This window comes from Enterobacter sp. BNK-34 (assembly GCF_048684445.1).
GTDB lineage: Bacteria > Pseudomonadota > Gammaproteobacteria > Enterobacterales > Enterobacteriaceae > Enterobacter > Enterobacter pseudoroggenkampii.
This window is the reverse complement of sequence record NZ_JBLQUA010000001.1, coordinates 4,629,514-4,643,046: the sequence shown is the minus strand read 5'-3', so window position 1 is coordinate 4,643,046 and position 13,533 is coordinate 4,629,514. Positions and strand designations below refer to the sequence as shown.

The 13,533-nt window shown below is 54.3% G+C and carries 10 protein-coding genes; 4 read left to right on the top strand and 6 right to left on the bottom strand.

The window, feature by feature from the left end:
• The first annotated feature begins 52 nt into the window (after nt 1-52).
• Nucleotides 53-2,242, top strand: a complete 2,190-nt coding sequence (locus tag ACMGG5_RS22790; RefSeq protein WP_420278550.1) for an EAL domain-containing protein — start codon at nt 53-55, stop codon at nt 2,240-2,242.
• A gap of 45 nt (nt 2,243-2,287) precedes the next feature.
• Here ACMGG5_RS22790 and ACMGG5_RS22785 read toward each other — a convergent pair whose 3' ends face one another.
• A complete protein-coding gene (locus ACMGG5_RS22785; RefSeq protein WP_024907625.1) occupies nt 2,288-3,475 on the bottom strand; it encodes a NupC/NupG family nucleoside CNT transporter in 1,188 nt (395 codons plus the stop codon).
• Between the two features lie 348 nt (nt 3,476-3,823).
• Between ACMGG5_RS22785 and ACMGG5_RS22780 the strand changes: the two genes are divergently transcribed.
• Entirely contained in the window at nt 3,824-5,062 is a 1,239-nt protein-coding gene (locus tag ACMGG5_RS22780) for an Nramp family divalent metal transporter (RefSeq protein WP_024907626.1), read from the top strand.
• Nucleotides 5,063-5,095: 33 nt separating this feature from the next.
• On the opposite strand, the gene ACMGG5_RS22775 is transcribed toward ACMGG5_RS22780, so the two are convergent.
• Both ACMGG5_RS22775 and mgrA read right to left on the bottom strand, forming a co-directional pair.
• Nucleotides 5,096-5,446, bottom strand: coding sequence for a DUF2502 domain-containing protein (locus ACMGG5_RS22775; protein ID WP_024907627.1), 351 nt, complete (start codon nt 5,444-5,446; stop codon nt 5,096-5,098).
• A 127-nt stretch (nt 5,447-5,573) separates the two neighbouring features.
• Entirely contained in the window at nt 5,574-6,572 is a 999-nt protein-coding gene (mgrA, locus tag ACMGG5_RS22770) for an L-glyceraldehyde 3-phosphate reductase (RefSeq protein WP_267215127.1), read from the bottom strand.
• A 187-nt stretch (nt 6,573-6,759) separates the two neighbouring features.
• Here mgrA and ipdC point away from each other — a divergent pair, with 187 nt between their 5' ends.
• Nucleotides 6,760-8,418, top strand: a complete 1,659-nt coding sequence (gene ipdC, locus ACMGG5_RS22765; RefSeq protein WP_290093546.1) for an indolepyruvate decarboxylase — start codon at nt 6,760-6,762, stop codon at nt 8,416-8,418.
• Here the strand turns inward: ipdC and ACMGG5_RS22760 are convergent, their stop codons facing one another.
• A complete protein-coding gene (locus ACMGG5_RS22760; protein ID WP_024907630.1) occupies nt 8,419-9,654 on the bottom strand; it encodes an ion channel protein in 1,236 nt (411 codons plus the stop codon).
• Nucleotides 9,655-9,859: 205 nt separating this feature from the next.
• Between ACMGG5_RS22760 and glk the strand changes: the two genes are divergently transcribed.
• Nucleotides 9,860-10,825: a glucokinase gene (glk, locus tag ACMGG5_RS22755; RefSeq protein ID WP_048029635.1), complete on the top strand. Its 966-nt coding sequence runs from the start codon at nt 9,860-9,862 to the stop codon at nt 10,823-10,825.
• Between the two features lie 35 nt (nt 10,826-10,860).
• Here the strand turns inward: glk and ACMGG5_RS22750 are convergent, their stop codons facing one another.
• Together ACMGG5_RS22750 and ACMGG5_RS22745 are read right to left on the bottom strand one after the other, a co-directional pair.
• Nucleotides 10,861-11,592: a LytR/AlgR family response regulator transcription factor gene (locus ACMGG5_RS22750; RefSeq protein WP_024907632.1), complete on the bottom strand. Its 732-nt coding sequence runs from the start codon at nt 11,590-11,592 to the stop codon at nt 10,861-10,863.
• A 3-nt stretch (nt 11,593-11,595) separates the two neighbouring features.
• Nucleotides 11,596-13,302 (bottom strand): sensor histidine kinase, encoded by a 1,707-nt coding sequence (locus tag ACMGG5_RS22745; protein WP_024907633.1) that lies wholly within the window; start codon nt 13,300-13,302, stop codon nt 11,596-11,598.
• Nucleotides 13,303-13,533: the final 231 nt, after the last annotated feature.

The following is a 13,533-nucleotide window of genomic DNA, read 5'->3' as shown; positions in this document are numbered from 1 at the left end:
CCTATTATCCACCCGGTCAATGATTCGAACGGATAATATACTCATCAGCTTAATGAATAGAAAAACGTACAATAATGTAAAGATATTTATAATTGCCCTGACACTTTGTCTGATTGCGGTACCTGTCTCCCGTTATCTCTCCCCCCGCGCAATGGTTAATGGTCACGACGTTTATTTAGCATGGCTACCGCTAAGCGTTATGCTGGCAGTAATTCTGCTATTTGGGCGCAGGGCAATTCTTCCCATTGTGTTAGGTTTTACTGTCACTAATTTATTTTATGTTAATTTAGCACCGCTACAATATTCAGTTTTACTGTTCTGTCAGACCTTTGCGCTGTTCGCGGCGTGCGGCCTGTTACGCCTCATGCTGGGCAAGCGCTGGCGTCACAGCATCCCTAACAAGCACATCGGGCTACGTATATTCTGGCTCGGTTTTATTGTGCCATTAGGTATTAAACTGTCGATGTATATGGCAGGCTATTTGTTTGATTTTCCGGTGACTATTTCCACCTTTTTCGGCGAAGGAACGGTAATTTATAACGTTGTGGATATACAAAGCCTGATATGTGCGGCATTGATTTTTACCATGATGTTCTATTACCCATTAAGAATGATAATTAATCCTCGTTATGCCATGACCTTCTGGCGGCGAAGCGTGAAGCCCGTGTTTTATCACAAGAATCTATTATTTATTTTTGTTTGGCTGACGCTTTTAGGCTTCATTCTCGTCATTTTATGTGGTCCTTTTGAATCACCGGTCATTGCGGGCTATTTGATGCCGCTGATTTTTATTCTTTTTACCTTAGCGATAAGCCGCCTGACCTATGCGCTTATCTCTCTGCTGTGGGCGGCATCCGCGCTCCTGCTGTTGACCTACAACTACAACTTCCTTAACGGGGTGGAATCGGGCCATTCGCTCTCTTTTATCCTGTCCGTGCTTATCTCTTTTGCTATCTGTCTGCTTTACATGTCAAGAATTTACCAGCGCAGCGAGTGGCTGAAACGGGGCTGGCAGGGCAGGGCGCTGACCGATCCGCTGACCGGTTTGCCCAATATTCGTGCGCTGGAGGATTACCTAGAGATTCATCCGGATGCCAAAGTGTGCATTCTGCGTATGGATAACCTGGAGTTTTTGAGCCGCCACTACGGGATTATCATGCGGGTCCACTGCAAACGTACGATCGCCACGTCGCTACAGCCGCTTTTGCAGAAAGATGAGACGCTCTTCCAGCTTCCGGGAAGCGAACTGGTGCTGGTATTACTGGGACCGGGAACCGCCGAGCGTCTCCAGCACATGGTCGATCGGCTGAACAGCCGTAAGATTTTCTGGAACAACACCGGGCTGGATATTGAATTTGGCGCGTCCTGGGGAATGGTCGAAAACGGCGAAAAGCTGCATCACACGCTGGGACAGCTGAGCTGGCTGGCAGAGCAGGCCTGCGGAGAGCAAAACGTTCTCGCGCTCACAAATAGCCTTGAGGCGGCATCAGGCCAAACGACAGAGCGTGTCCTGATGCTGGCGCGAATTAAGCATGCCCTTGAGGCGGGGCAGTTCCATTTATACGCGCAACCGATCCAGAAGGCGGACGGGAGCGGGTATTACGAAATCCTGGCGCGTATGGAGAGCGAGGGCGAGATCTTCACCCCTGACCGCTTTATTCCGCTGATTGCCCAGTTCAACCTCAGCCATCGGTTTGATATGTGCATTATGGAGAAATTACTGCTGTGGCTGCGCGATCACCCTGCAACGCAGGCCGGTGCCCGTTTTTCCGTCAATCTGATGCCGCTCACGCTGATGCAAAAAGAGGTGGCGAACGAGATTTGCGCGCTCTTTGAACGCTACGGCGTTGCGCCGCAGGCCGTCGTGATTGAGATCACCGAAGAGCAGGCCTTCTCAAACTCTGGCTGCAGCATCCACAATATTCAGCAGCTGCGGGATTACGGTTTCCGGATTGCCATTGATGATTTTGGTACTGGCTACGCCAACTACGAGCGTCTCAGACGCCTGCAGGCAGATATCATTAAAATTGACGGCTGTTTTGTTAAAGACATTTGTACCGACGATATGGATGCGATGATCGTCCAGTCGATGTGTAATCTGGCGAAGACGAAATCGCTGTGCGTTGTTGCGGAATATGTAGAAACACCTGAGCAGCGGGAGATGCTGCTTCGCTTCGGCGTGGATTACCTGCAGGGCTACCTGATAGGTAAACCCAAACCGCTGGAAGAGTTGCGGGCATAAAAAAACCGGGAGCCAGGCTCCCGGTTTTTTGTTTAACGGTAAACGTTACAGTACCAGTGCCGCGATGGAAGCAGACAGGACGCTCACCAGCGTAGAGCCGTAAACCAGCTTCAGGCCAAAGCGAGAAACCACGTTACCCTGTTCTTCGTTCAGGCCTTTAATCGCACCCGCGATAATCCCGATTGACGAGAAGTTAGCGAAGGAGACCAGGAACACGGAGAGAATGCCTTCCGCGCGCGGAGAAAGCGTGCTGGCAATTTTCTGCAGATCCATCATCGCAACGAATTCGTTAGAAACCAGCTTGGTTGCCATGATACTGCCCACCTGCAGCGCTTCGTGAGCCGGAACACCCATCACCCATGCAACTGGGTAGAAGATGTAGCCCAGAATCCCCTGGAAGGAGATACCCAGCACCGCGGCGAACAGGGCGTTCAGGCCAGAAATCAGCGCAATGAAGCCGATCAGCATGGCGGCAACGATAATCGCCACTTTGAAACCGGCCAGAATGTACTCACCCAGCATTTCGAAGAAGCTCTGGCCTTCGTGCAGGTTTGACATCTGGATGTTCTCTTCGCTGGCGTCAACGCGGTACGGGTTGATCAGCGACAGAACGATAAAGGTGCTAAACATGTTCAGAACCAGCGCCGCAACAACATACTTTGGCTCCAGCATGGTCATATACGCGCCCACGATAGACATGGAAACGGTAGACATTGCGGTTGCCGCCATGGTGTACATGCGGTTACGGGACATTTTGCCGAGAATATCTTTATACGCGATGAAGTTCTCAGACTGACCGAGGATCAGGGAACTGACGGCGTTAAAGGATTCCAGCTTGCCCATGCCGTTCACTTTGGATAACAGGAAGCCAATTCCACGAATAATGAACGGCAGAACGCGGATGTGCTGCAGAATACCGATCAGTGCGGAGATGAAGACGATTGGGCAGAGAACCTTCAGGAAGAAGAACGCCAGGCCTTCGTCGTTCATTTTTCCGAAGACAAAGTTGGTCCCTTCATTGGCGAATCCGAGCAGTTTTTCGAACATTTCGGAGAAGCCTTTTACGAAGCCGAGGCCTACGTTGGAGTTCAGGAAGAACCACGCAAGTAAAACTTCAATGACCAGCAGCTGGACAACATAACGGATACGAATTTTTTTGCGGTCTGTGCTGACCAGCAATGCGAGTGCAGTAACGACAACAAGTGCCAGGACAAAATGAAGGACGCGGTCCATATTTGCTCCAAATATGAGGCAGGTTTAATTTTCGTGCACATTCTATGTAACAAGGGAAAAGAAAACGAGATCGAGGACACACTATAGTTACATCCTGTGACGAGTCTCAAAAATAGTGATCCACAATACATTTTTGTTATGTTAGGTAAATGAGTGAAAAGTTAAGTTTGTGTGCTAGTCTTCACAAAAGCGCGCGCGATTTCAGTTTCTGTTAGATCGCCCCACTTACCCGCCCGTCTATCGTTCAAAGCTATCAGAGAAATCACTGTAAACTTCACAAATGAACTTGATAATCATTCTCATTTTGATAGCATTAAACATAGCAAAGGCTATATTTCAGAGGCAGAAATGACAAACAGTCGCGTAGAGGGTAGCAGTGGCAGAGCCGCGCGCAAGTTGCGGTTCGCATTAATGGGACCTGCGTTCATCGCTGCCATTGGCTATATCGATCCAGGTAACTTTGCGACCAATATTCAGGCCGGGGCCAGCTTCGGCTATAAGCTGCTGTGGGTGGTCGTCTGGGCTAACCTGATGGCGATGCTGATTCAGATGCTCTCTGCAAAGCTGGGGATTGCCACGGGCAAAAACCTGGCGGAGCAAATTCGCGACCATTATCCGCGTCCGGCCGTCTGGCTCTACTGGATCCAGGCGGAAATCATCGCTATGGCCACTGACCTCGCTGAGTTTATCGGCGCAGCGATCGGCTTTAAGCTGATTCTGGGCGTGTCGCTGTTGCAGGGGGCGGTACTCACCGGGATTGCCACGTTCCTAATCCTGATGCTACAGCGTCGGGGTCAAAAGCCGCTGGAGAAGGTCATTGGCGGTCTGCTGCTGTTTGTCGCGGCGGCCTATATCGTCGAGCTGATTTTCTCACAGCCGAATCTGGCGCAGCTCGCTAAAGGGATGGCGATCCCAAGCCTGCCAACCTCGGAAGCGGTGTTCCTGGCCGCCGGGGTATTGGGGGCGACCATCATGCCGCATGTGATTTACCTGCACTCCTCGCTGACGCAGCATCTCCACGGTGGGACGCGCAAAGAGCGTTACTCCGCCACCAAATGGGACGTGGCGATCGCCATGACCATCGCCGGGTTTGTCAATCTGGCGATGATGGCTACCGCAGCTGCCGCTTTCCACTTTAACGGTCACACCGGTATTGCCGATCTCGACCAGGCGTATCTCACGCTGGAGCCGCTACTGAGCCATGCTGCCGCCACGATATTTGGTCTTAGCCTGGTGGCTGCCGGTCTTTCTTCCACGGTGGTGGGCACGCTGGCAGGCCAGGTGGTGATGCAGGGGTTTGTCCGGTTCCATATTCCGCTGTGGGTGCGTCGCTCCGTCACCATGCTGCCGTCATTTGTGGTGATTCTGATGGGGCTCGACCCCACGCGAATTCTGGTCATGAGCCAGGTGCTGCTGAGCTTTGGTATCGCGCTGGCGCTGGTGCCGCTGCTGATCTTTACCAGCGACAAAAACCTGATGGGTGAACTGGTCAACTCAACGCTGGTGAAACGGACCGGGTGGGCCATCGTGGTGGTGGTGGTGGCGCTGAACCTGTGGCTGCTGATTGGGACAGCGTTGGGACTCTAAAAGAAAAAGGAGCCGTGAGGCTCCTTTTTGCTGTTAATCGTCATGACCGTGGTGGCCATGTCCGTGACCTTTGCCGCGACCCCAGCCGCCGCGACGGTCATCACGATCGTTCCACCCTTCACGGTAGCCGCGCTCGTAGGCGCTGTCTTTATACCAGCCGCGGTGTCTGCCGTTATCATGTTTCCACCAGCGGTCTCCGCGCCACTCATAGTGACGGTTCCAGTAGTCACGGTCGCGCCAGTAGCCACCGTCCCAGTATCTGCCGTAGTCATCACGATCGCCAATTTGTAATTTTACTGATGGCAACAGGGTGATTTCGCCCGCAGTGGCGATCAGCGGGGCTGAAGCCAGTAATACCGCTGCAAGAATCAGTGACCTGAACATACTCTTTCTCCTTCACGATCGGGGCCTTTGTGGGGCCTGTTAACGCAATTTTACGAGTTGGTAAAGCCTCGTTTCATCGCCTCAACTCCGAATTCCTGAGGGAGAGCACTTTTTGCTAAAAGTGGTTCTATTTTGAGCTGTTCAGAATGCCTTCTATACGGGACAGTTCTTCCGCAGAGAAATGGCGGTTTGCCAGCATGCCCACGGCGTCATCAATCTGCGCCGCTTTACTTGCCCCAATCAGTACTGACGTCACATTCTCATGGCGTAATACCCAGGCCAGCGCCATCTGGGACAGCTTCTGGCCGCGCTCTTCCGCCATGGCATTCAGCTTTCTAACCTTCTCCAGCTTCTCTTCGGTTATCTGGTCAGGGTTAAGGAACTTACTGCCGCTTGCCGCGCGTGAGTCTGCCGGAATGCCGTTCAGATAGCGGTTGGTCAGTTGCCCGCCGGCCAGGGGCGAGAAGGGAATACAGCCAACCCCTTTTTCCTGCAGCACGTTCAGCAGTCCCGCTTCCGGCGCACGTTCAAAGAGGGAGTATTTCGGTTGGTGGATCAGGCAGGGCGTACCGAGGTCATTAAGGATATCAATCGCCTGGCGAGCCAGAACCGCCGGGTAGTTGGATAACCCGACATACAGGGCTTTTCCCTGGCGCACCACATGGTCAAGCGCTTTCATGGTTTCCTGCAGCGGCGTTTCCGGATCTGGCCGGTGATGATAGAAGATATCCACATACTCCAGCCCCATGCGCTTCAGGCTTTGATCGAGGCTCGCCAGCAGATATTTGCGTGACCCCCAGTCGCCGTAAGGCCCCTCCCACATGGTATAACCCGCTTTGGTAGAGACGATCAGCTCATCGCGCCAGGGCAGGAAATCCTCCTGCAAAATACGGCCGAAATTACGTTCGGCCGATCCGGGAGGCGGGCCATAGTTGTTGGCAAGGTCGAAATGCGTAATGCCCAGATCGAACGCACGCTGTAAAAGTTGACGGCTGTTTTCGATAAGGGTGGCGTCACCAAAGTTATGCCACAGCCCAAGCGAGATGGCGGGCAACCTGAGCCCGCTTTGCCCGCAGCGGCGATACTCCATTGTCCCGTAACGATTTTTATCCGGCTGATAACCCATTTTCGTAACCTCTGGCGCTGAAGTAAAAAATCAGTGTATGCGTTTACATTTACGTGAAAAAAAGCAGCATAGCGCAGCCTTTTTTGTAAAGCATTCTTTCCATGGTCTTCTTATCGCCAATTCTGGACAGCCATCACGCTTATTTAATACTCAAGGTGAGGTCAAAACATTAGAAGGATACCTGTTTATGCGTACCCCATACTGCGTCGCCGATTACCTGCTGGACCGTCTTACAGATTGTGGAGCCGATCATCTGTTTGGCGTGCCGGGCGACTATAACCTGCAGTTTCTCGACCATGTGATAGACAGCCCGGATATCTGTTGGGTGGGCTGTGCCAACGAATTAAACGCCTCTTACGCCGCGGACGGATATGCCCGATGTAAGGGCTTCGCCGCGCTGCTGACGACATTTGGCGTAGGAGAGTTAAGCGCCATGAACGGCATTGCGGGCAGCTACGCCGAGCACGTTCCGGTCTTGCATATTGTGGGTGCGCCGGGTACGGCGTCACAGCAAAGAGGTGAGCTGCTGCACCATACGCTGGGCGACGGTGAGTTTCGTCATTTTTACCATATGAGCGAGCCGATCACCGCTGCACAGGCGATCCTGACCGAACAAAACGCCTGTTATGAAATCGACCGGGTATTAACGACCATGCTTCGGGAACGTCGTCCCGGCTATCTGATGCTGCCCGCCGACGTGGCTAAAAAGGCCGCCACACCGCCTGTAAACGCTCTCACGCTCCGGCACGCGCATGCCGATAGCGCCTGCCTGAAAGCGTTCCGGGATGCCGCAGAGAACAGGCTTGCCAGGAGCAAGCGTACTGCGCTGCTGGCCGATTTCCTTGTCCTGCGCCATGGCCTGAAGCATGCGCTACAGAAATGGGTAAAAGACGTGCCGATGGCACACGCCACCATGCTGATGGGCAAAGGGATATTCGACGAGCGTCACGCCGGTTTTTACGGCACGTACAGCGGTTCGGCGAGCGCCGGCGCGGTAAAAGAGGCGATTGAAGGGGCGGATACCGTGCTGTGCATCGGCACACGTTTTACCGATACCCTGACCGCCGGCTTCACGCATCAGCTTACCCCGGCTCAAACGATAGAAGTTCAGCCTCACGCCTCACGCGTCGGTGATATCTGGTTTACCGGCATCCCCATGCTCCAGGCAATCGAAACGCTGGTGGAGCTGTGTAAACAGCACGTGCACGATACGCCGGTACCGGCCTCTCAAAGCGCGATGGCCTACCCGCAGCCGGATGGCTCGCTGACGCAGGAGAATTTCTGGAAAACGTTGCAGACGTTTATCCGCCCGGGGGACATCATTCTTGCGGATCAGGGCACCTCGGCCTTCGGCGCGATCGACCTTCGTCTGCCGGCTGACGTGAATTTTATCGTCCAGCCGCTGTGGGGATCGATCGGCTATACGCTGGCGGCGGCATTTGGCGCACAAACGGCCTGTCCGAACCGGCGCGTAATTGTGCTGACGGGGGATGGCGCGGCACAGCTCACCATTCAGGAGCTAGGCTCGATGCTGCGGGATAAACAGCACCCCATCATTCTGGTCCTTAACAACGAAGGGTACACGGTAGAAAGGGCGATCCACGGGCCGGAGCAGCGGTATAACGACATTGCGTTATGGAACTGGACGCAAATCCCGCAGGCACTGAGCCTTGATCCTCAGGCCCAGTGCTGGCGGGTCAGTGAAGCGGAGCAGCTGGCGGACGTCCTTGAAAAAGTAGCGCACCACGAGCGGCTCTCGCTGATTGAGGTGATGCTGCCGAAAGCAGATATCCCACCGCTGCTGGGGGCGCTTACCAAAGCGCTGGAAGCGCGCAATAACGCCTGACTACTTGTCGTTTCGCCAGGCCATCATCATCGGTTTGCCCGCCAGCAGGAGCCAGGCGGGCAACATCACGATACAAAGCAGAGGGAAAAGCGTCGAATCCGGTACAACTACCGCCGCCATGAACAGGCTGAGCCACGCGTCGCGCGTGACCACCAGAACCAGTCCCAGAATAGAGCAGGAGACGGTAATCGCCGCCGGCACCGCATCGACATGTTCGTGCAGCATCAGCCCCAGCGCGACGCCGACAAAGACCGCCGGGAAGATGCGTCCACCGCGGAAACCGCAGGCGGCCGCCACCACCAGCGCTGCCAGCTTGATTACGGCAAACAGCAGATAGTCGGAGACGCTAAATACCTGGCTGAAGGCCAGCTGCTGCATCTCGTCCAGACCTTTAAACAGCGTCACCGTCCCACCGATTGCCCCTAAAATACCGAGGATCAAACCGCCAGCCCCCAGAATTAACACCGGGTGTTTGAGTCTATGCATTAGCCGGTGCAGACGCGGAAGACACCATACCGCCACCATCCCCAGCGCAATGGCGATAGCGACGACGATGGCGCCGCTGAAAATATCGGCGATTTGCATCTGGCCGTAGTGGGGGAGTGAGAGTGAAAAATGAGGATGGAAAAACAGGCTGGTGGTCAACGCCCCGGCGGCGGCGGCCATCAGCGGCGCAAAGAGTTTATCCCAAAGGGGGACGTCGTTATTGCTGCTGAGCGTCTGCGAAAAGATCAGTGCGGCAGCGACGGGTGTACCGAAAAGCGCCCCGATGGTGCCTGCGGAGGCGAGAATGGTCCAGTCCAGCGCGCCGACGCGGGGCAAAATGCGTGAACCGAGGAAAACCGCCAGGCCAATGTTGACCGCCATAATCGGATGCTCTGGTCCCAGGCTGACGCCGCCGGCCAGACCGAGAATCAACGCAATAATCAGCCCCGGCAGTGCCGAAGGGGAAACCGGGGCACCAATCAGCGGTTCCTGTGCCGGGTCTGGTCCAGCATGGCCAGGACTGAAACGGATCACCAGGCCCACCGCAATACCGGTCAACGTTAGCATCACAACGATCCAGGCAGGAGAATCCGCGGTGACCCCCAGTCCTGCAGGAAGCGCGTTCCATAATAGTGTTTGCAGCACCGACGCGACTTTCATCACGACAATGAGCACCAGGCTTGAAACCACGCCAATGATTAGCGCCGGAATGGCCAGCAACAGCATGGTTCTGGCTCGCGGGTGGAGCATGATGATTTCCTTGTACAAAACGGTATTACGTTACTTTGCACATTAAGCTTTATGGCAATAGTGCAAAAGGTGCTGAAACGGTAAAGTTATTCTGTGACGAAGATCGATAATCCATGGGCATTCACCTTACGGCCGTTGTTGTTATCACGCCTTGAATTTACAGTGTCCCAAAGATTTATTCTGACTTTAGCGGAGCAGTAGAAGAATGACAAAGTATGCTTTGGTAGGTGATGTGGGCGGCACGAACGCGCGCCTCGCATTATGCGATGTAAGTAGCGGTGAAATTTCCCGGGCGAAAACCTACTCAGGGCTGGATTATCCAAGCCTTGAGGCCGTTGTCCGCGTCTATCTGGACGAGCATCAGGTTAGCGTCGAAGATGGCTGCATCGCCATTGCCTGTCCGATAACAGGCGACTGGGTCGCAATGACCAACCATACCTGGGCATTCTCCATCGCCGAGATGAAAAAAAACCTCGGCTTTGCGCATCTTGAAATCATCAATGACTTCACCGCGGTGTCCATGGCGATCCCGATGCTGAAGCCGGAGCATCTGATCCAGTTTGGCGGCGCTGAACCTGTCGAAGGTAAGCCGATTGCGGTTTACGGGGCCGGTACCGGACTGGGCGTTTCACATCTGGTGCACGTTGCTCAGCGCTGGGTGAGCCTGCCGGGTGAAGGCGGCCACGTAGATTTTGCGCCAAACAGCGAAGAAGAGGGCATTATCCTTGAAGAATTACGCGCTGAGATCGGCCACGTCTCCGCCGAGCGCGTCCTTTCGGGTCCGGGGCTGGTGAACCTGTACCGTGCGATTGTGAAATCTGACGGTCGTCTGCCGGAAAACCTGCAGCCGAAAGACGTCACCGAACGCGCGCTGGCGGACAGCTGCATTGACTGTCGTCGTGCGCTGTCGCTGTTCTGCGTGATTATGGGACGCTTCGGCGGCAACCTGGCGCTGACGCTGGGCACCTTCGGGGGCGTTTATATCGCAGGCGGAATTGTGCCGCGCTTCCTCGACTTCTTTAAAGCCTCCGGCTTCCGCGGCGGGTTTGAGGATAAAGGGCGCTTCAGAAGCTACGTGCAGGACATTCCGGTTTATCTGATCGTGCATGATAATCCAGGCCTGCTGGGTTCGGGTGCCCATCTGCGTCAGGTTCTCGGTCAAATCCTGTGACGTATAGCCCTCTCCCGCTGGAGAGGGCTTTTTCTTTACAGGTGCATCAGTTGGCGGAACTCTTTCACCTTGCTGCGGCTCACCGGCACCTGAAAATCCAGATCCTTCAGACGCAAGATATAGGTGTTGTTAAACCACGGTTCGATTTCGCGGATCTTGTTTAAATTCACGCAGAACGAGCGGTGGCAGCGGAAAAAGTGCGACGCAGGCAGCTTGCTGCAAAACTCGGTGATGTTCATCGCCATCACGTAAGATTCCCGCCGCGTATAAACAAACGTCATCTTTTCATGGGCTTCGGCATAGTAGATATCATTGACCGGCGTCACGATGATGCGCTCGTCTTTGACCAGATTAATGGTGTCGTTTTCCCGTACCGTTGGGGTGGCGCTAGCGGGGGCGGTCTGCTGCTGCCATGCGGCCTCCAGCTTTTGCAGCATGCTGACAATCCGCGACTCCTGGTAAGGCTTAAGGATATAGTCAAACGCCTCCAGCTCGAAGGCCTCTACGGCGTGCTCTTTCCATGCGGTAACGAAAACAATAAACGGCTTATGGGCAAATTGATTGATGTTTTGCGCCAGCAATACGCCATCCAGCGACGGAATGTTGATATCCAGGAAGATGGCGTCGACCCGGTTATGCTGCAAAAACTTCAGCACGTCCAGACCATCATCAAACGTACCCACAATCTCCATCTGGCTGTGGGTGTTGATAAGCCAGGTGAGCTCCTGTTGAGCCAGGAATTCATCTTCTACGATGATAACTTTCATGGGTTACTCCACCTGGGGCAACAGTGATGTTGTCGAATGAACGGGAGAGCGCTCATTCGGGACGTAAAAAGCAATTTCGGTGCCCGGCTCAAGACGCTGAATATGCAGTCCGTCGCCGTAAAGCAGCTTGACCCGGTGGTGCACGTTCAGCAGGCCGATTTTATTCCCGGGCATCTCGTTAGACTCCACGCGCTCAATGACTTTTGGGTCAATCCCGTGGCCGGTATCGCGCACGGCAATGCGTACCCGGTTACCGCTTTCGGTGATGCTGATGGTGACCACCCCTTTGCCTTTACAGGGCTGAATGCCGTGAACAATCGCGTTTTCGACCAGCGGCTGGATAAGCAGGCTCGGGATCACGCAGTTGACCTCTTCATCAATATCGTAAATGACCGTGAGCTTGTCACCAAAGCGCGCCTGTTCAATCGCGATGTAATCCTTGATCTGATACAGCTCTTTTTTGATGTCGATCTGCTCGTCATCTTTCAGCTCGATGTTGTAGCGCAGATAGCGGGACAGGTTAAAAATCAGCTGGCGCGCGGTGTCCGGATTAAGACGAATGGACGAGGAGATCGCGTTCAGCGCGTTAAACAGGAAATGGGGATTGATTTTGCTCTGCAGCGCGCGCAGCTCTGCCTTATTTGCCATCTCACGCAGCTGTTCTGCACGGGAGACTTCCAGCTGAGTGGAGATAATCTGCGACAGGCCAATCGCCATCTCCTGCAGGGAGGAGGTGATCTGATGCGCGTGACAGTAATAAATTTTCAGCGTGCCCGTCACGACGCCTTTCTCCCACAGCGGAATCACCAGCATGGAGTGGATTTCCGGCGTTCTGTGGGCTTCGTCATTGTTTTTAATAATGATTTTACCGTAATTGATCGCCTGTCTGGTGGTCGGGCTGATGGTGTCATCATTATCGCGATAGTTGTGTTCCCCGACGCCAACATAGGCCAGCACGTGGTCAATATTGGTGATGGCGACGGCGTCTGCGTGGATGTCGTGGCGGATAATCTCGCAGACCTGACGCAACGATTCCGCGTTAACGTGGCGGAAAAGCGGCAGCGTTTTGTTGGCGATATCCAGCGCCAGCTTGGCCTGACGGGCGGCGCTGGCCTCTTTTTCCCCTTCAACGCTTTGCACCAGCAGCACGATAAAACCGATGCACACGCTGCCCAGGATCATCGGAATCCCGATTTTCGAGACGATATCCAGCCCCAGCGCGGTGGTGGGGGCCCAGACGACGACCAGGATCATAGTCAGCGTTTCGCACACCATGCCTGCGACGATCCCGGCGCGCCAGCGCTGTTTTTTCGGGATTTTGCGGCTGATCCAGCCGGAGAGCACCCCGGCGATAATGCTGGTAATAAAGCACGGCACCGCCGTTACGCCGCCGATATCAATCAGGTAGCGATGGGTTCCGGCAATCACGCCGGTGATAACGCCCACCCACGGGCCAAACAAAATTCCGCCGGACATCACGGCGATAATGCGCACGTTAACCAGCGAGCCCTCTACCGGCACGCCTGACCAGGTGCTGAACAGGGCGAACAGCGAAAAGATGGCGGTAACGGCCAGCAGCTCTTTTGGCGAGTGGGCGGATTTGTGCAACAGCTCGCGAAACAGGCGAATGCGGATGAGGAAGAACAGGCAAATCAGCATTAATGCCGCACGGTCAAAAACCGCCAGCAGCATAGTGAATATTTCGTGCACGAGTAGACCTGGGAAAACGGGAAAGAACCATGATAAAAAACCTGGCGCGTATTGACCAGCTATCCGTCAGGTTTATCAAATGAGGAAAAACCATAATTCTTAAAGGGGATTGTCCGGCGGTAACGGACACGGCCTGATTTTTTATAGCCAGCGCATCGTCAGGTAACTGTTTTGATATCATCCTGTTAAATAATGGCTATCAGAAAGCCAACCCTGAAACAGGGGCTTCCG

Bases quoted from the DNA above. Each gene is read 5' to 3' on its own strand.
- ACMGG5_RS22790 (WP_420278550.1), top strand. From the start codon at position 53: ATGAATAGAAAAACGTACAATAATGTAAAGATATTTATAATTGCCCTG.
- ACMGG5_RS22785 (WP_024907625.1), bottom strand. From the start codon at position 3,475: ATGGACCGCGTCCTTCATTTTGTCCTGGCACTTGTTGTCGTTACTGCA.
- ACMGG5_RS22780 (WP_024907626.1), top strand. From the start codon at position 3,824: ATGACAAACAGTCGCGTAGAGGGTAGCAGTGGCAGAGCCGCGCGCAAG.
- ACMGG5_RS22775 (WP_024907627.1), bottom strand. From the start codon at position 5,446: ATGTTCAGGTCACTGATTCTTGCAGCGGTATTACTGGCTTCAGCCCCG.
- mgrA (WP_267215127.1), bottom strand. From the start codon at position 6,572: ATGGGTTATCAGCCGGATAAAAATCGTTACGGGACAATGGAGTATCGC.
- ipdC (WP_290093546.1), top strand. From the start codon at position 6,760: ATGCGTACCCCATACTGCGTCGCCGATTACCTGCTGGACCGTCTTACA.
- ACMGG5_RS22760 (WP_024907630.1), bottom strand. From the start codon at position 9,654: ATGCTCCACCCGCGAGCCAGAACCATGCTGTTGCTGGCCATTCCGGCG.
- glk (WP_048029635.1), top strand. From the start codon at position 9,860: ATGACAAAGTATGCTTTGGTAGGTGATGTGGGCGGCACGAACGCGCGC.
- ACMGG5_RS22750 (WP_024907632.1), bottom strand. From the start codon at position 11,592: ATGAAAGTTATCATCGTAGAAGATGAATTCCTGGCTCAACAGGAGCTC.